Origin of the sequence: Pseudomonas cremoricolorata (assembly GCF_000759535.1) — a bacterium.
Lineage (GTDB): Bacteria > Pseudomonadota > Gammaproteobacteria > Pseudomonadales > Pseudomonadaceae > Aquipseudomonas > Aquipseudomonas cremoricolorata_A.
On sequence record NZ_CP009455.1, the window covers coordinates 2228568 to 2244700 of the forward strand.

At 65.1% G+C, this 16133-nt stretch carries 18 protein-coding genes; 12 read left to right on the forward strand and 6 right to left on the reverse strand.

The window, feature by feature from the left end:
- Nucleotides 1-1293 carry a fumarylacetoacetase gene (gene fahA, locus LK03_RS09650; RefSeq protein WP_038412125.1) on the forward strand — a complete coding sequence of 431 codons (1293 nt, stop codon included), beginning with the start codon at nt 1-3 and terminating at the stop codon, nt 1291-1293.
- A gap of 12 nt (nt 1294-1305) precedes the next feature.
- A complete protein-coding gene (gene maiA / locus LK03_RS09655) occupies nt 1306-1938 on the forward strand; it encodes a maleylacetoacetate isomerase (protein WP_038412126.1) in 633 nt (210 codons plus the stop codon).
- Here the strand turns inward: maiA and LK03_RS09660 are convergent.
- Entirely contained in the window at nt 1932-2738 is an 807-nt protein-coding gene (locus LK03_RS09660; protein WP_038412127.1) for a SirB1 family protein, read from the reverse strand. The two genes, maiA and LK03_RS09660, sit on opposite strands and share 7 nt — an antisense overlap.
- 125 nt (nt 2739-2863) lie before the next feature.
- Here LK03_RS09660 and LK03_RS09665 point away from each other — a divergent pair, with 125 nt between their 5' ends.
- Together LK03_RS09665 and LK03_RS09670 are read left to right on the forward strand one after the other, a co-directional pair.
- Nucleotides 2864-3883 (forward strand): Leu/Phe/Val dehydrogenase, encoded by a 1020-nt coding sequence (locus tag LK03_RS09665; protein WP_038412128.1) that lies wholly within the window; start codon nt 2864-2866, stop codon nt 3881-3883.
- Nucleotides 3884-4061: 178 nt separating this feature from the next.
- Nucleotides 4062-5267 carry an MFS transporter gene (locus LK03_RS09670; RefSeq protein ID WP_038412129.1) on the forward strand — a complete coding sequence of 402 codons (1206 nt, stop codon included), beginning with the start codon at nt 4062-4064 and terminating at the stop codon, nt 5265-5267.
- A gap of 26 nt (nt 5268-5293) precedes the next feature.
- Here the strand turns inward: LK03_RS09670 and LK03_RS09675 are convergent, their stop codons facing one another.
- The gene (locus LK03_RS09675) at nt 5294-5560 is read right to left on the reverse strand and encodes a YebG family protein (RefSeq protein WP_038412130.1); all 267 of its coding nucleotides are present in this window, start codon (nt 5558-5560) and stop codon (nt 5294-5296) included.
- Between the two features lie 286 nt (nt 5561-5846).
- Between LK03_RS09675 and LK03_RS09680 the strand changes: the two genes are divergently transcribed.
- Together LK03_RS09680 and LK03_RS09685 are read left to right on the forward strand one after the other, a co-directional pair.
- Nucleotides 5847-6317 carry a phosphate-starvation-inducible protein PsiE gene (locus LK03_RS09680; RefSeq protein ID WP_028696559.1) on the forward strand — a complete coding sequence of 157 codons (471 nt, stop codon included), beginning with the start codon at nt 5847-5849 and terminating at the stop codon, nt 6315-6317.
- Between the two features lie 153 nt (nt 6318-6470).
- Entirely contained in the window at nt 6471-6779 is a 309-nt protein-coding gene (locus LK03_RS09685; RefSeq protein ID WP_038412131.1) for a hypothetical protein, read from the forward strand.
- Nucleotides 6780-6794: 15 nt separating this feature from the next.
- On the opposite strand, the gene LK03_RS09690 is transcribed toward LK03_RS09685, so the two are convergent.
- Both LK03_RS09690 and LK03_RS09695 read right to left on the reverse strand, forming a co-directional pair.
- A complete protein-coding gene (locus LK03_RS09690; protein ID WP_049870460.1) occupies nt 6795-7025 on the reverse strand; it encodes a DUF3509 domain-containing protein in 231 nt (76 codons plus the stop codon).
- Nucleotides 7026-7168: 143 nt separating this feature from the next.
- Complete coding sequence (locus LK03_RS09695) at nt 7169-7519, reverse strand: HPF/RaiA family ribosome-associated protein (RefSeq protein ID WP_038412132.1); 351 nt, start codon at nt 7517-7519, stop codon at nt 7169-7171.
- Between the two features lie 268 nt (nt 7520-7787).
- Here LK03_RS09695 and LK03_RS09700 point away from each other — a divergent pair, with 268 nt between their 5' ends.
- The 3 genes from LK03_RS09700 to LK03_RS09710 are packed head-to-tail and all read left to right on the forward strand — an operon-like array spanning nt 7788 to nt 10002.
- Nucleotides 7788-8093 carry a DUF3649 domain-containing protein gene (locus LK03_RS09700; RefSeq protein WP_038412133.1) on the forward strand — a complete coding sequence of 102 codons (306 nt, stop codon included), beginning with the start codon at nt 7788-7790 and terminating at the stop codon, nt 8091-8093.
- Nucleotides 8090-9670 (forward strand): PepSY-associated TM helix domain-containing protein, encoded by a 1581-nt coding sequence (locus LK03_RS09705; RefSeq protein ID WP_038412134.1) that lies wholly within the window; start codon nt 8090-8092, stop codon nt 9668-9670. Before LK03_RS09700 ends, LK03_RS09705 begins: the two co-directional genes overlap by 4 nt.
- Entirely contained in the window at nt 9670-10002 is a 333-nt protein-coding gene (locus LK03_RS09710) for a DUF3325 domain-containing protein (RefSeq protein ID WP_038412135.1), read from the forward strand. Before LK03_RS09705 ends, LK03_RS09710 begins: the two co-directional genes overlap by 1 nt.
- 19 nt (nt 10003-10021) lie before the next feature.
- Here LK03_RS09710 and LK03_RS09715 read toward each other — a convergent pair whose 3' ends face one another.
- Together LK03_RS09715 and LK03_RS09720 are read right to left on the reverse strand one after the other, a co-directional pair.
- Nucleotides 10022-10996, reverse strand: coding sequence for a 2-hydroxyacid dehydrogenase (locus tag LK03_RS09715; RefSeq protein ID WP_038412136.1), 975 nt, complete (start codon nt 10994-10996; stop codon nt 10022-10024).
- 84 nt (nt 10997-11080) lie between these two features.
- Nucleotides 11081-12028, reverse strand: a complete 948-nt coding sequence (locus LK03_RS09720; protein ID WP_028696566.1) for a LysR family transcriptional regulator — start codon at nt 12026-12028, stop codon at nt 11081-11083.
- A 186-nt stretch (nt 12029-12214) separates the two neighbouring features.
- On the opposite strand from LK03_RS09720, the gene LK03_RS09725 reads away from it, so the two are divergent.
- Genes LK03_RS09725 through LK03_RS09735 form a run of 3 tightly spaced genes read left to right on the forward strand, consistent with a single transcriptional unit; the run spans nt 12215 to nt 16126 of the window.
- Nucleotides 12215-13741: an efflux transporter outer membrane subunit gene (locus LK03_RS09725; RefSeq protein ID WP_038412137.1), complete on the forward strand. Its 1527-nt coding sequence runs from the start codon at nt 12215-12217 to the stop codon at nt 13739-13741.
- Nucleotides 13738-15936, forward strand: a complete 2199-nt coding sequence (locus LK03_RS09730; protein WP_038412138.1) for an FUSC family protein — start codon at nt 13738-13740, stop codon at nt 15934-15936. Before LK03_RS09725 ends, LK03_RS09730 begins: the two co-directional genes overlap by 4 nt.
- On the forward strand, nt 15926-16126 hold the full coding sequence (locus LK03_RS09735; RefSeq protein ID WP_028696569.1) for a DUF1656 domain-containing protein: 201 nt from the start codon (nt 15926-15928) through the stop codon (nt 16124-16126). Before LK03_RS09730 ends, LK03_RS09735 begins: the two co-directional genes overlap by 11 nt.
- The last annotated feature ends 7 nt before the right edge of the window (nt 16127-16133 follow it).

The window sequence follows — 16133 nt, forward strand, 5'->3', positions numbered from 1 at the left end:
ATGATTCTCACTCGCCAATCCCGTAGCTGGATCGACCACGCCAATGGCCACGCGGATTTCCCACTGCACAACCTGCCGCTGGGTATCTTCAGTCGTGGTGACGCCGCCCATCGCTGCGGCGTTGCCATCGGCGAGGCGGTGCTCGACCTGCACGGCGTGCTGGCCGCCGGTTTGCTCGACGGGCTGGCGCGCCAGGCCGTCGAGGCCACCGCCGATGGCGCCTTGAACGGCCTGTTCGGCTTGGGTCCGGCGGCGCGCGTTGCGCTGCGCGAGCGCCTGCTTGACCTGCTTGGCGAACACAGCGAGCACCAGGCCGCCCTCGAGCCGCTGCTGTACCCGAGCAGCGAATGCCAGATGCACGTGCCCGCGCGGGTTGGCGACTACACCGATTTCTACGTGGGCATCCAGCACGCCACCAACGTAGGCAAGCTGTTCCGCCCCGACAGCCCATTGCTGCCCAACTACAAATACGTACCGATCGGCTACCACGGCCGCGCCTCGACCTTGCGCCCCTCCGGAGCCGACGTGCGCCGGCCGAAAGGCCAGACGTTACCCGCCGGCCACAGCGAGCCGCGCTTCGGGCCCTGCGCACGCCTCGATTACGAACTGGAACTGGGTATCTGGATCGGCCAGGGCAACGCCATCGGCGAACCCATCGACATCGCCGAGGCTGGTCAGCACGTGGCTGGCTTGTGCCTGCTCAACGACTGGTCGGCGCGCGACATCCAGGCCTGGGAGTACCAGCCGCTTGGGCCATTTCTGTCGAAAAGCTTCATCACCACGCTGTCGCCCTGGGTCATCACGGCCGAAGCCTTGCAACCTTTCCGCTGCGCCCAGCCGGCGCGCCCGGCAGGTGATCCGCAACCGCTGGCGTACATGCTCGATGCCGCCGACCAGGCCCATGGCGCCTTCGATATCGAACTGCAGGTGCTGCTGCTGACCCCGACCATGCGCGAACAGGGTCTGGCACCGCAGCGCCTGACCCTTAGCAACAGCTTGAGCATGTACTGGACCGTGGCGCAGTTGGTCGCGCACCACAGCGTCAATGGCTGCCAGCTGCAACCGGGCGACCTGTTCGGCTCGGGCACGCTGTCCGGTGCAGACCCCCAGGCCTATGGCAGCCTGCTGGAGATCACCGAAGGCGGCAAACGGCCGTTGCTGCTGAGCAATGGCGAGCAACGCACCTTCCTCGAAGATGGCGACGAGATCATCCTGCGCGGTCGCTGCGTGCGTGAGGGCGTTGCCAGCATCGGCTTCGGCGAGTGCCGCGGCAGAGTCGTCGCGGCACCTTGAGAGGCAAGCGTGATGGAGCTGTTCACCTACTACCGTTCCACATCGTCCTACCGCGTACGTCTGGCGCTGGCCCTCAAGGGCCTGGACTACCGGGCGGTGCCGGTCAACCTGCTCAGCGGTGAGCAGCACCTGCCGGCCTATCTGGCCGTCAATCCCCAAGGTCGAGTACCGGCCCTGCGCACTGAGAATGGCCAGGTGCTGGTGCAATCGGCGGCGATCATCGAATACCTGGAGCAGGTCTACCCCGAGCCCGCGCTGCTGCCGGCCGATGCCGCAGCCCGTGCCAGAGTGCGTGGTGTAGCGGCGTTGATCGGCTGCGATGTGCATCCCTTGCACAACGTCAGCGTGCTCAACCGACTGCGGGCTTGCGGGTTCGACGAGCCGGCGGTCTACCAGTGGGTTCAACACTGGATCGGCCACGGGCTGCAGGCGGTCGAGCAGTTGCTCGACGATCAGGGCTGGTGCTTCGGCGCAACGCCAGGGCTGGCCGACGTATACCTGGTGGCGCAGCTTTACGCTGCGCAGCGCTTCGGCCTGGAGCTCAGCGGCTACCCGAGGATTGCCCGGGTCGCGGCGTTGGCCGCGCAGCACCCGCAGTGGCAGGCCGCGCACCCGGCCCGGCAGGCGGATGCGCCGGCTCAGTGAAGCGAGGCTGAGGGCGTGCCGAGCAGGCCCAGGCGTTCAGTCAGTTGCAACCGTTGCAGTGGATCGTCACTGAGCAGCAGGGCATGTTGCAGATCGAATCGCTCGGCCTGCGGGCAATTCAGGCGCTGGTAGAGGTTGGCCCGCGCCAGATAGTCGGCGCTGCCCACCGGGCCCAGTTGCATGACCCGTTCGGCATCGACGAGTGCGGCCAGGTCGTGGTCGTGGGTGGTGTGCAACTGGCGCAGGTTGCGTGACAGGCGCTGGAGCATCTGGGTCGGCGTGGCGCGGATGAGGTGATCCCCATTGAGCGTGGCGCTGTCGCCATACTGCCGGGCGAGCAAGTCACGGCAGTCCTTGGCGTACAGTCGTCTGCCGCCGCACGGATCGAGCAAGTGGTCAGCGCCTGGCAGACGCAGCAGAAAGTGCCCCGGAAAGTTCACCCCCTCCAGTGGAATGCCCAGCCGTTGAGCCAGCTCCAGGGCGACGATGGCCAGTGCCAGGGGTTGGCCGCGGCGGCGCTTGAGCACGCTGTCGAGCAAGGCGGCGTGGGGGCGGATGGGGTGATATTCATCCTGTTGGAAGCCGAGGGTGTTCAACGCCCGCAGCAGGGGTTGCGCCAGTTCGCCCAGCGGCAATACCGGCAGCAGGTTGCGCACCTGCTGCTGGAGGTGCAGCAGCCGATCCAGGCTGTCTGCTGGCGTGACAGAGCCATCATGTTCGACGGCGATCCACAGCGCTGCCTCCAGTAGAGCGGCCGGGGAGCGTTGCAGGCATGACAGGCAGCGTTGACGTGGATTCATGGAGGCCCTCCATACACGTCTAACTTGTAGTCCGCAGGGCATCATTCGTCCAGTGGTCCGGATCGGCTTCGCCGTGCGTGGGGCTGCCTATACTGGGAATCTGCACCGTAATCGGGAGCTCGTCGATGTTCGCGCTCATGCAAAGCACCCGCGCCCATGCGCTTCATCTGTGGAGCGATCCATCGACCGGTCTGCGCGCGGTCGTGGCGATTCACAGCGAGCAACTCGGCCCAGCGTTCGGTGGCTGTCGCTACCTGCCCTATGCCGATGATGAAAGCGCCATCAGCGACGCGCTGCACCTGGCACGCAACATGAGCTACAAGGCAGCGCTTGCCGGACTGCCGCTCGGTGGCGCCAAGGCCGTGATTCTGCGCAGCCCCCATGTAGAGAACCGCGCCGCCTTGTTCGAAGCCTTCGGTCGATTCGTCGATACCTTGCAAGGGCGTCTGGTGGTGGCAGTCGACAGCGGCACCTCGACCGTGGACATGGACTGCATCGCCCGCAGTACCGTGCACGTCAGCAGCACCACCGCCGGCGGTGATCCTGCGCCCTATGCGGCCATGGGTGTGTTCGCCGGGCTGCGTGCCACTGCCCAGGCGCGTCTGGGCAGCAGCAACCTCGAAGGCTTGCGCGTGGCGCTGCAGGGGTTGGGCAACGTCGGCTTTGCCCTGGCCGAGCAGTTGCACGCCGCCGGCGCTGAGTTGCTGGTCAGCGATCTCGATCCTGGGCGGGTACGGCTGGCCGTGGAGCGCTTCAATGCCTGGCCGGTGGCCCATGACGCGGTGTTGTCCACGCCTTGCGACATCTTCACGCCATGCGGGGTAGGGCCGGTGCTGAGCGCCCACAGTGTCATGCAGTTGCGCTGCGCTGCCGTGGCCGGGGCCGCCAATCAACAGTTGACTGGCCTGCCAGTGGCCGACCAGTTGGAGTCGCGCGGTATCCTCTATGCGCCCGACACCGTGATCAATTCGGGCGGTCTGATCTACGTGGCGTTGTCCCACCACGGCCAGGCTGTCGAAGCCATCACCGAGCACCTTGCACGTATTCCATCACGACTGACCGAGGTTTTCGCCCATGCCCAGGCGGAAAACCGCTCGCCTGCCAGGGTGGCGCAGGTGCTTGCCGAGCGATTGCTGTACGGTTAGCGATCAGCGGGAACCTGCGCGGCGGCGGTCGCTCATAACGCTTACGCGCTGGCGGTTCGACCTCGCGTCGCAGTCCCCTTAAACTGGCGTCTCTGGCCGTGCCGCCTCATAAGGGCGGCACGCGCATGCGTCAACGCGCTCGACCTTGCAGCGCACCCTTGCAACCATAAGGTTTTTCATGACATTACGACACACCGAACCCCACGCGGGCACGGCACTGGTGCTGTTCGCGCTGGCGGTCGGTGGCTTTGCCATCGGCACCACCGAATTCGCCACCATGAGCCTGCTACCGTTCTTCGCCCCTGACCTGGGCATCGATGCTCCTACTGCCGGCCACGTGATCAGTGCCTATGCCCTGGGCGTTGTGGTCGGCGCTCCGCTACTGGCGGTGCTCGGCGCACGGCTATCGCGGCGCACGTTGTTGATCGCCCTGATGGCGCTGTTCGCGGTAGGCAATGGGCTATCGGCGGTGGCACCGGATTATCACTGGATGCTGGTGTTTCGCTTTATCGCAGGCTTGCCCCATGGCGCGTACTTCGGCATCGCGTCCCTGGTCGCCGCTTCACTGGTGCCGGCCAATCGCCGTACCTGGGCGGTGGGGCGCATGTTCTTTGGCCTGACCATCGCCACCATCGTGGGCGTGCCGCTGGCCAACTGGCTGGGCCAGCTGTTCGGCTGGCGTTACAGCTTCGCCCTGGTGGCGTTGCTGGGCCTGAGCACCATGCTCGCCCTGACCCTGTACGCCCCTCGCGACAAGGCTGACCCCACCGCCAGCCCGCTGCGCGAACTCAGTGCGTTGCGCAATACCCAGGTCTGGCTGACTTTGGCCATTGGCGCAATTGGCTTCGGTGGCCTGTTCGCGGTGTATACCTACCTGGCCGACATCCTCGGCGCTGTCACTGGCGTGCCGCACAGTACGGTTCCGCTGGTGCTCGCGGTGTTCGGCGTCGGCATGACGTTAGGCACCCTGATCGTGCCGATCTTCGCCGACCGCGCGCTGATGGCCACTGCCGGCGGCATGCTGGTGTTCAGCGCTGTGATGCTGGCGCTGTTTCCCTTCGCCGCAGGCAACGTCTGGACGATCTCGCTGTGTGTGCTGTTGATCGGCTCGGGCGGCGCGCTCGGCACCGTCCTGCAAACCCGCCTCATGGATGTGGCAGCCGATGCCCAGGGGCTGGCTGCTGCGCTGAACCACTCGGCCTTCAACTTCGCCAATGCCTTGGGCCCGTTCCTCGGTGGCCTGGCGCTGGCGGCCGGCTACGGTTGGACCTCCCCCGGCTGGGTGGGCTGCGGCCTTGCCTTGGGCGGGCTGGCGATCTGGGCGGTGTCTGCTGGCCTGGAGAAGCGCAACCCTACTGCGGCAGCAGGCCAGGCGCAGGCCTGACACTGCTTGGGGCAGCGCTGGCAGACTCAGGCCTCTTCGCTGCCCGACCCTTCCAGTTCCGCCAGCGCCGCGGCGTTGTTCTTGAACGCCGCGGCGAATACGGCGCGGTTCTTGGCCATGAAGATACTCGCTTCCTCGGCGAGGTTTTCCTCAAGCCCTGGCACGTTTTTCACCAGCACCTGGGTCAGCACTTCGGCCAGTTCCAGCATCTGGTCATGGGCGTCTGCGAGTTTGCGGTCCAAAAACGTAGTCTCCAAATCGCGCGTACTGCGGTAAAGAATCTCAACAGCCATGGGAGGCCTCTCAGTCAGTGATGTCAGGGGCGCCGGCGGGGCGCGGCCTGTGTCGCTCAAGCGGGGATGATCGAATCAGTCACAGGTGTGCTGTATCTATATACAGTATACGAAGGTCCGGCCTGGCTGCAACCGCGACGTTGCGGTTGAGCTGGCGCATCCCTCGCTGACGTGCCGTGCGGCGATCGGTCGCCTTCCAAGGCGTGGGTCTGGCCTTTTTACTGCGTGGCACAAGCGTCATATCGCCGAAGCACTCTTTTCTGCTCGTACCTGGGAAGCTGACATCGTGAACATCAAATGGGCTGAAAAGCTGCGCAAGGGCCTGCACGGCTCCGCCGATTCGCTGGGCAACCTGTGCGTCGAATCGTTCCACTACCTGGCATTGTTCGGCATCGGCGGCATCACCGCCTGGGCCGCCGTAATGACCTTCCTCGACATGCTGGGCAAGGGCGGCGTCAGCGTGGATGACATTCTGCTGCTGTTCATTTACCTGGAATTGGGAGCGATGGTGGGGATTTACTTCAAGACCAACCACATGCCCATCCGCTTCCTGCTGTACGTAGCCATCACCGCGCTGACGCGGCTGCTGATCGGCGATGTTTCGCACCACAAGGCGCCCGACGTCGGGCTGCTGTACGTCTGCGGGGGGATCCTGCTGTTGGCCTTTGCCATTCTGGTGGTGCGTTATGCGTCGTATCGCTATCCCTCGACTCGCGCGCTGGATGCCCATGGCAAGGAACTGGAAGAGAATCGGTGAGGTGTGCCGCGAGCGTCACGCTACAAGATAGAGCGTTCGAGGTGCTGAATATCTAGAGAGTGGGCAGTGAGGGATTGGCGTTCAATCTGCGCTGCGCGGCTTTGGGGCAAACCGTTGCGGTTGCCGGCCCGCGCTTGATCTGAGGAGAACGCCATGAGTGAACTGGACCGACTGAAAGTCATCGATTACCTCGACGGCTACTTTTTACCGCTGGAGCTGGATGTGGAATTCACTTTCGTCACGCAAGTGGACAACGTGCTCGAACCCCAGGTGGTCGAGTCGCGGTCGCTGGTCGATGAAGTGCTGCACTGGCTTGGAGAGGGCGAGGAACCCACCTATGACCCCGGCCTGGTGGGCATCTTCACGACGCCTGACAGTTTCGCTGCCGAGCACCGTGAGTATCGCTTGCGCCTGCCGGATATCGAAAAAGCCATTCGCGGCTTACTCGATTCGGGCCGCTGAGCAAGCGCCCGCCGTTCAGCAGGCCATCGCGCCGCGTTCCACGGCAAGGTCCAGCTGAATACTGTCGATGACCCGCTGCAAGTGCAGCGGGTCATTGCGTTGTGCCTGCTTGATCAGCCGCTTTGCGGCGATGCCGCTGTCGTCTGACAGGGTCAGCATGATGCTGCCGTCAAGGCCAACGATGGACAGATTGACCCGGTAGTCGGCGGAAAAGGCGGCACTGATCTGAGCGAACGGGTTGTACATGATCGACTTCTGCAGATGGGACGTGGAGCTGTTGACCGAGGGTTGGAGCTGATGGTTCAGCGGCCTGCGACGAATGACCTTTGCACAAAAACAACGCCCGAGGCACTGCCTCGGGCGTTTGCGTTCAGTTCAGACAACCGGATTCATTCGTCTTCAGGCTCAGCCAGTTCCAGAGTGCCGCGCTTGCTGCGCAACTTGCCGTAAAAATGGTCCAGCGCGTGGTTGAGCTTGGTGGTGGCGCCATCCACGGCGTGGTCCAGGGAACCTGCGGTGTGGCTGACCGAAATGGGTGGATGACCTTTGGGGCGAGCCTCCATCTGGCAGCGTTTGTCATGCGGGCCTGGCTTGGCGCCATTGTCGTCGCTGAGGTGGACCTCGACTCGGGTGAGGTCGTCCTCGAAGCGTTCGAGGCCACTTTCCAAGGTGCTGCGGACCCAATCGTTGAGACGGGCATTGCCTTGGATCTGGTTGCTGCTGTTTACCTGGATTTGCATGATTCAATCCTTATTCAGCTGGCTCGCAAGAGGTGCATGACAGAGTGGAAACCCTTGAAGCAGGGGGAAATTCTGCGCCTCTTGACTCTAAGGTCAGGCAAGCGATGGATGATTTCAAGCCCTGATGACAAATAAATCTTCTGTTGCAAATGGTTGCACCAGCGGCGTGATTGGACGGAATTTTTTGCAGGGTATCTCATCCGCCAGTCTTTGCTTATGAGAATTGAAATCATTACTATTGCAACCCCTGAAACCCCGGATCGCAGACATGAAACGTACCGCCGCCGGCCTGCCCCTGGCATATCGCCTGGCCGTCGCCTCTCGCAGCCTCGCCGCCTTGCTGGGCGGCTACCTGCTTGCCTCGCTGGCGAACATCGCCCTGGCGCTGTTGACGCCCATCAGCCAGGTGGATGCCGCACTATTGGGCATGATGCTGTCGTTTCTGGTGTATCTGCTGGCGTTCATCTGGTGTTTCGCCTGTCGTAGCGCCTGGCGTGCCTGGGCCGGGGTGCTGGCACCGAGCGCGTTGCTGGCGCTGATCGATGGCGTGGCCTACGGGATGCAAACGTCATGAAAGAAGGCTTTCGCCAGGCCATGGCCTGGTTGCACACCTGGACCGGGCTGATCTTCGGCTGGCTGCTGTTCGCGATCTTCCTGACCGGCACACTGTCGTACTTCAAGGACGAAATCAGCCACTGGAGCCAGCCGGAAATCCAGCGCCACGCGCTTGATCCAGCCCACAGCCTGGGCCTGGCCCAGCGTTACCTCGATGCCAACGCCGGCAGCGCCGCCAGTTGGTTCATCCAGTTGCCCAGCGATCGCGAGCCGGCCATCAGCGTTGGCTGGCGCGAACCGGGGCAGGGCCGTAGGGGCTTTGTCAGCAAATCCCTCGACGCCGCCAGCGGCGAGGTGGTCCAGGCGCGGGAAAGCCGTGGCGGGGATTTCTTCTACCGTTTCCACTTCCAGCTCGAATTGCCACACCCGTGGGGGCGCTGGCTGTCGACCTGGTGCGCGTTCATCATGCTGCTGGGCCTGGTGACCGGCATCATCACCCACAAGAAGATCTTCAAGGAGTTCTTCACCTTCCGCCCCGGCAAGGGTCAGCGTTCGTGGCTCGATGGGCATAATGCCATCGGCGTGCTGGTGCTGCCGTTCCACCTGATGATCAGCTACAGCAGCCTGGTGCTGTTCATGTACATGGTGATGCCGGCGGGCATCATGGCCAGCTACGGTGGCGAAACCAACCGCTATTTCAGCGACCTGTTCGGGCGTGACGTTGACGTCAGTTCGGCTGGGGTAGTCGCGCCCATGGTGGCATTGCCAGGCTTGTACGCCAAGGCCCAGGAGGGGGCGCCCGGCGCGCGCATGGGCTACATCCAGGTGCAGAACCCCAACGATCAGAACGCCCGGGTCAGCTTCACCCGGGCCTCGTCCGACGGCGTCGCCTACCGCCGCAGTCAGAGCTGGACATTCGATGGCGTGAGCGGTGCGCAGGTGTCCAGTGGGGCGCCGGAAAGCGCGATGATGATGACCTCGTTTACCTTCGCCGGCCTGCACATGGGCAATTTCGCCGGACCCTGGCTGCGCTGGCTGTACTTCGTGTTCGGCGTGGCCGGCACTGCGGTGATCGGCACGGGCCTGGTGATGTGGCTGGGCAAGCGCCAGCTCAAGCATGCCAAGAGCGAGCGTCAGCCCGGTGAGTTACGTCTGGTGGAGGTGCTCAACATCGCCAGCATGAGTGGGTTGCTGCTGGCGGTGGCGGCGTTCTTCTGGGCCAACCGGCTGCTGCCGGTCGCGCTGCAAGGACGTGCCGACTGGGAGGTCAACGCGTTTCTGTGGGTCTGGGCCGCTTCGCTGCTGCATGCGGCGGTGCGTCCCGGCCGTCGCGCCTGGGCCGAGCAACTGGGGCTTGGTGCGGTCGCTTTCGGCCTGTTGCCGCTGCTCAATGGGCTGAGTACCGGGCAAGGCCTGAACCATTCCATCGCCGTGGGTGACTGGGCCATGGCCGGTGTCGATCTGACGGCCCTGGCCACCGGGCTGTTCATGGCCTGGCTGGCGCGCAAGATGCTGCGTGTGCCGGCTGCGGCCAAGAAGCGTGCGCCGCGTGCAGCAGCGCAGGGCAAGGTCACTGCCGAAGCGGAGGCCAACTGATGCTCAGCGTTGCACTGCTGGGCTACGCGGGATTCGCCGCGTTGTGCCTGGCCATGGATAAACACTTCAAGGAGCTGCTCAAGCACACCCCCCGCGCAGTGCACCTGCGCAGCTTGCGCTGGGCGGGGTGGGGGCTGTTGCTGGCCTCGCTGGTACTGGCGGTGCACCTGCGCGGGTTGGCCTTTGGCCTGGTGGAATGGATGGCGCTGCTGATGGCCGCGGTCACGTTGTGGGTGTTCATCCTGCCGTACCGGCCACGCTGGCTGTTGGGGCTTGCCGCCATCAGCCTGGTGCTCGGCCCGCTGCTGGGACTGGCCAGCCTGATTCGCTAGCCCGCCCCGGCGCGTTCACTCAGCCCTTCCACACCTGCGGGTTGACCAGGTCGCGCGGCCGCTCGCCGAGCAGCGCAGCGCGCAGGTTGTCCATGGCCCGGTTGGCCATCGCCGCGCGGGTTTCGGCGGTGGCCGAGCCGATGTGCGGCAGGGTCAGCGCATTGGGCAACTGAAACAGCGGAGAGTCGGCCAGAGGCTCCTTCTCGTACACGTCCAGCCCGGCGCCGCGCACGGTGCCCTGGCGCAGGGCGTCGACCAGGGCGGCCTCATCGACCACCGGCCCACGGGAGATATTGATGAGAAACGCGCTGGATTTCATCAGTTGCAGCTCGCGGGCGCCGATCAGTTTGCGCGTGGCATCGGACAGCGGCACCACCAGGCAGACGAAGTCCGCTTCGCCGAGCAACTGGTCGAGGCTGCGGAACTGCGCGCCAAGCTCCTGCTCCAGCGCCGGCTTGCGGCTGTTGCCGGTGTACAGCACCGACATGTTGAAGCCCAGGCGGCCACGGCGGGCGATGGCGGCGCCGATATTGCCCAGGCCGACGATGCCCAGCGTCTTGCCATGCACGTCGCTGCCGAACTGCGCGGGGCCGACGGTGGCTTGCCAGTTGCCGGCCTTGGTCCAGGCGTCGAGTTCCGCGGTGCGCCGCGCGCAGCCCATGATCAGCGAGAAGCCCAGGTCGGCGGTGCTTTCGGTGAGCACGTCAGGGGTGTTGGTCAGGGCGATGCCGCGTTCGTTGAAGTAGTCCAGATCGTAGTTGTCGTAACCCACCGACACGCTCGACACCACTTCCAGCTTGCCGGCACCCTCCAGTTGCGCGCGGCCCAGCTTGCGTCCGACGCCAATCAGGCCGTGGGCCTCGGGCAGCGCCTCGTTGAACTGCGCAGCGATGTCACCGCGCTTGGGGTCGGGGAGAATCACGTTGAAGTCGTGCTGCAAACGTTCGGCCATGGCCGGGGTGATGCGGCTGAAAGCCAGTACGGTCTTTTTCATCGGTCGGCATCTCTGCAAGGTGAGCGGCAAGGACGATGCTGCGCCGGGCCCGGGATCGACACCCGCAGCGGCGCAACGCGGTGGTCAGTGGGCGATCTGCAATTCGTGGATCTTCAGGTCGGCCTCATGGGCGGCGAGTATCTCCGGCAACGAATTGCGCAGGTACTCGACCCAGGTCTTGATCTTCGCATCCAGGTACTGGCGCGAAGGGTAGATGGCGTACAGGTTCAGCTCCTGCAGGCGGTAGTCGGGCATCACCCGCACCAGGCTGCCGTCGCGCAGTCCATCGATGGCCGAGTAGATCGGCAACACGCCGACGCCCATGCCACTGCGGATTGCGGTCTTCATGGCATCGGCGGAGTTGACCTGGAACGGCGAGCTGGCGATGTTCACCACTTCCTGGCCCTGCGGGCCGTCGAACAGCCATTTCTCCAGCGGGATGACCGGGCTGACCATGCGCAGACAGGCATGCTTGAGCAAGTCTGAAGGTTTTTGCGCGATGCCGTGGCGGCTGACGTAGTCCGGTGAAGCACAGACGATGCTGTAGGTAATCCCCAGGCGCTGCGAGACGAAGCCCGAGTCCGGCAACTCACTGGCGAGCACGATCGACACGTCGTAGCCTTCATCGAGCAGGTCGGGGACGCGGTTGGCCATGGTCAGGTCGAAGGTCACATCCGGGTGCGACTCGCGGTAGCGGGCGATGGCGTCGACCACGAAGTGCTGACCGACCCCGGTCATGGAGTGCACCTTGAGCTGCCCGGCAGGGCGTGCGTGGGCGTCGCTGGCTTCGGCTTCGGCTTCTTCGACGTAGGTGAGAATCTGCTCGCAGCGCATCAGGTAGCGCTTGCCGGCTTCAGTCAGGGCGATGCGCCGGGTGGTGCGGTTGAGCAGGCGGGTTTGCAGGTGCGCTTCGAGGTTGGAGACAGCGCGTGACACGTTGGCAGTGGTGGTGTCGAGCTGCCCTGCCGCGGCGGTGAAACTGCCAAGCTGGGCCACGCAACTGAACGCACGCATGTTTTGCAGGGTGTCCATGGGTCACTCTCAAGGTTGAGGGCGAAATTGTGACATGAAGCATCGCCTCTGAAGCTTCGACCAAAGCCGGATTATCACGCTTTCGGTAACAAAGATTCGCAGGAATCCACGCTTATCGCCACCCGCGGCTGCCCCCTAGAATTGCATTGCCCCCCCCTTGACCTCATTCCCCGGGAAATCGCCGCTGTGCTGCGTCGCCTCGACAGAGCGCTCACCGTGCTCACTGCCTGTGCCCTTAGTTTGACCCTGAGTGGCTGTATCGCAACCTCAGACATCACCCCCCATAGCCAACGCCTCGACCCCGACAACCTCGCCCTCGACAGCACATTGGCCGACGCCGAGCGCGATGCCCACTGGCCGGCGCAGCGCTGGTGGCAGGCCTATGGCGATGCGCAGCTCGACCAGTTTCTCAACCAGGCCTTGGCCGGCAGCCCGAGCCTGGCGCTGGCCCTGGCGCGGCTGCGCCAGGCCAAGGCGTTGGCGGGCGTGGCCGAGTCGGCCCAGCGCCTGCAGGGCGATGGCGACGCCGCACTGAAACGCCACAACTGGCCGCAGGACGCGTTCTATGGCCCCGGCGATCTGTCGGGCGCCACCACCTGGGACAACCATGCCGGCATCGGCCTGAGCTACCCGCTGGACCTCTGGGGCCAGGCGCGCAACGCCAGCGAGCAGGCCCTGGACATCGCCCATCGCCGCGCCGCCGAAGCGCGCCAGGCGCAGCTCGAACTGCAGAACAACGTGGTCAAGCGCTACATCGAACTGGCCCTGCTGTATGCCCGGCACGACATCGTCGAACGCCAGTTGGCCCAGCAACAGCAGATTCTGGGCCTCGCCCAGCGTCGTCTCGATGCGGGCATGGGCACGCATCTGGAGGTGAGCCTGGCGCAGGCGCCACTGCCGGAAACCCATCGTCAGCTGGACAGCCTGGTCGAGGCCATGGCGCTGACGCGTAACCAGCTGGCCGCACTGGCCGGTCTCGGCCCGGGTGCTGGCGCGCGCTTGCAACGTCCGCAGTTGCGCCTGGCCAACCCGCTTGGGTTGCCTGCCACGCTGCCGGCCGAGTTGCTTGGGCAACGCCCCGACGTGGTCGCCCGGCGCTGGCAGGTGGCGGCCCAGGCGCGCGGTATCGAGGTGGCCCAGGCGCGCTTTCTGCCCAATATCGACCTGGTCGGCAATCTGGGTTTCATCGCCACCGGTGGCAGCGCCCTGGGTTTTCTCAGCGGGCGAACCTTCAACTACGGCGTAGGCCCGGCGCTGAGCGTGCCGATCTTCGATGGCGGCCGGCTGCGCGAGCAATTGGGCGCCGCCGCTGCGGGCTATGACGAAGCGGTCGCCGACTACAACCAGACCCTGGTGCTGGCGCTCAAGGACATTTCCGACCAACTGATCCGCCGTGAATCGATGCAGACCCAGGCGCACCTTGCAGATGAATCGGTGGCGGCCGCGCAGCGCAGCTACGACATCGCCAGCGTGGCCTTCCAGCGCGGCCTGACTGGCTACCTGGAGGTGCTCGATGCGCAGACCCTGCTGTTGCGTCAGCAACAGGTGCAGCAGCAGGTGTGGGCCGCGCGGCTGAGCGTGCACGCCGACCTCGCAACTGCGCTGGGCGGCGGTTTGCAGGCCGGCGCCGACACCCCGGCGAGCACGCGTGAAGCCGCCCCGGACGCACCGGCGGCGCTGGCCGTGTTCATCAAGCCCGAGGCCCGGCAATGAACAGCCTGCGCCAAGGCTGGCAATGGCTGCACCGACTGCCGTGGCAGCGCGGTTTCTACGCTTGGGCACGCACCGACGGCGTGACCTGGGTATACATCTTCAAGGTGCTGGCGGCCGCGTTCCTGACCCTGTGGCTGGCCATGCGCCTGGAGTTGCCGCAGCCGCGCACGGCGATGATCACCGTGTTCATCGTCATGCAGCCGCAGAGCGGCCATGTGTTCGCCAAGAGCTTCTACCGTCTGCTGGGCACGTTGGCCGGGTCGAGCATGATGGTGCTGCTGGTGGCGCTGTTTCCGCAGAACACCGAACTGTTTCTGCCCAGCCTGGCGCTGTGGGTCGGGCTGTGCGCTGCCGGCGCCATGCGCTACCGCACCTTCCGTGCTTATGGCTTCGTGCTTGCCGGCTACACCGCAGCGATGATCGGCCTGCCAGTGCTGCAACATCCCGAGCAGGCGTTTCTCGCGGCGGTGTGGCGGGTGTTGGAAATCAGCCTGGGGATCGTCGTGTCCACCGCGGTCAGCGCGGCGATTCTGCCGCAGTCGGCCAGTGCGGCGATGCGCCATGCCCTGTACCAGCGCTTCGGTGGCTTTGCCGCGGTCGCCGTCGAGGCGCTGCGCGGCAACAGTCAGCGGGAACGGCTCGAGGCCAGCAACGTGCGTTTCGTCGCCGAGGCCGTGGGCCTTGAGAGCCTGCGCAACGTCACCGCCTTCGAAGACCCGCACATGCGCCGGCGCAATGGCCGGCTGATGCGCCTGAACAGTGAGTTCATGGCCATCACCACGCGCTTTCACGCGCTCAACCGCCTGCTCGAACGCCTGCGCGAGCGCGAGCGCGGGCCGTTGCAGTTGAACGCGGTGTTGCAGCCGGGCATGGCGCCGTTGATCGAGCTGCTCGAACCCTATGTCGGGCGCTCGCTGACCGACGCCGATGCGCTGCGCCTGACCTTGGAGCTGGCGGGCTACCGCGACGGCCTGCAACAGCAGGTGCGCGAGCTGCGCGCGCAGTTTCTCGCCAGTGCGCCGAGCGAGGCCGACCTGCTGGATTTTCATACTGCCTTCGAGTTGCTCTACCGCCTGCTCGACGACCTCTACAACTTCGCCCAGACCCACGCCTCGCTGGCCGCGCACCGGCACCAGCGCGAGCAGTGGGACGAGCCCTACGTGGCGCAGACCAACTGGCTGGTGTCGGCCGCCGCCGGGCTGCGTTCGGCGGTGGTGCTGCTGCTGCTGGGCAGCTACTGGCTGCTCAGCGATTGGCCGAGCGGGGCGATGATGACGCTGATTGCCACCGTCACCGCAGGCCTTTCAGCGGCTTCGCCCAACCCCCGGCGCATGGCCTTTCAGATGGCCTGCGGCACCTTGCTCGGGGCGCTGGTCGGCTTTTTCGAAACCTTTTTCGTGTTCCCTTGGATCGATGGTTTCGCGCTGCTGTGCATGGTGTTGGCGCCGGTGTTCGTGCTCGGCGCGTTTCTCGCCTCGCGGCCGTTGTATGCCGGTTACGGTATCGGCCTGCTGGTGTTTTTCGGCATCGGCTCGGTGCCGAACAACCTCACCGTGTACGACCCCTATGTGTTCATCAACGATTACCTGGGCATGCTTCTGGGGATGCTGGTATGCGCCGCGGCCGGTGCGATCATCCTGCCGCCCAACAGCCGCTGGCTGTGGCAGCGCCTCGAGCAGGATCTGCGTGCCCAAGTTCTGTTCGCCATCAGTGGGCGTCTGCGTGGCCTGAGTTCGGCGTTCGAAAGCCGCACCCGCGACCTGCTGCACCAGGCCTATGGCCTGGCGGCCGGGCGCCCTCAGGTGCAGCGCGAGCTGATGGGCTGGATGTTCGTGGTGCTGGAGGTCGGGCATGCGGTCATCGAACTGCGCAAGGAGCAGGCCCAGGCGCCGGTGCATCCGGCCTATGCCGAAAGCCAGGCATGGCGGCAGGCGATTCGGGTGATGGGGCGGGCGTTGACCCGGCTGTTCCTGCAACCCGGCGCCAGCAACCAACAGCGTGCGCTGATCGCGGTAGACCACGCCATCGGCCGTGTGCAAGCCACCGACGAACCGTTCGCCCGGCATTTCGACACCTCGGTGCTGCGCCGGGTGCAGAGCTACCTGCACTTCATCCGCACCTCGTTGCTCGACCCGCAATCGCCGTTGACACCGCCCACTGTGCCGCCCGCCCAAGGAGCCGCCCATGCCCCGTGAAATCGCCTTCCACGGCCTGTACATGCCCAGCATGACCTTGATGTTCCTGCTCGCTGCGGGCCTGGCCTGGGGGCTGGATCGCTTCATCGCCAGCGTCGACGGCTACCGCTTCTTCTGGCACCCGGCGCTGTTGCGTCTGTCGCTGTTCGTCTGTCTGTTCGGCGCCCTGGCGCTGACCATTTACGGGTAACCCTCCT